This window comes from Aeromonas sp. PrichA-15 (assembly GCF_017939245.1).
GTDB classification, from domain to species: Bacteria; Pseudomonadota; Gammaproteobacteria; order Enterobacterales; family Aeromonadaceae; genus Aeromonas; species Aeromonas caviae.
This window is the reverse complement of sequence record NZ_JAGKRH010000284.1, coordinates 1-293: the sequence shown is the minus strand read 5'-3', so window position 1 is coordinate 293 and position 293 is coordinate 1. Positions and strand designations below refer to the sequence as shown.

The 293-nt window shown below is 60.4% G+C and carries 1 pseudogene; it reads right to left on the bottom strand.

Annotated elements, in window-relative coordinates:
- Window positions 1–293, bottom strand: a pseudogene (locus J9889_RS21025) (IS4 family transposase); the annotation flags it as partial.

Here is a 293-nt window from a genome sequence, read left to right as displayed (position 1 = left end):
CCAGCGCTCGTGGTACAGGGTCGCCACCTGAGCTGCACTGAATCGCGCCACGGGCAGGGAGGTAAAGACCGTTTTCTCCTTGCCTGCCACCTCATAGGTCACTGCGCGAACTTGCCAGTGTGTCGGCAACGCCGGGTTTTTCTTGCTAGCCTGAGGCGAGACCGTCATTTGCAACAGACGGTCACCGTCGCCATAGCGCTCAAGTTCCGTGTATACCAGCCCCTTGCGTTCCGGGATGAGCCAGTGACGGTCGGTGTCTTCGGCCTGAATACGCAGCAACAGGTCGGCACCGA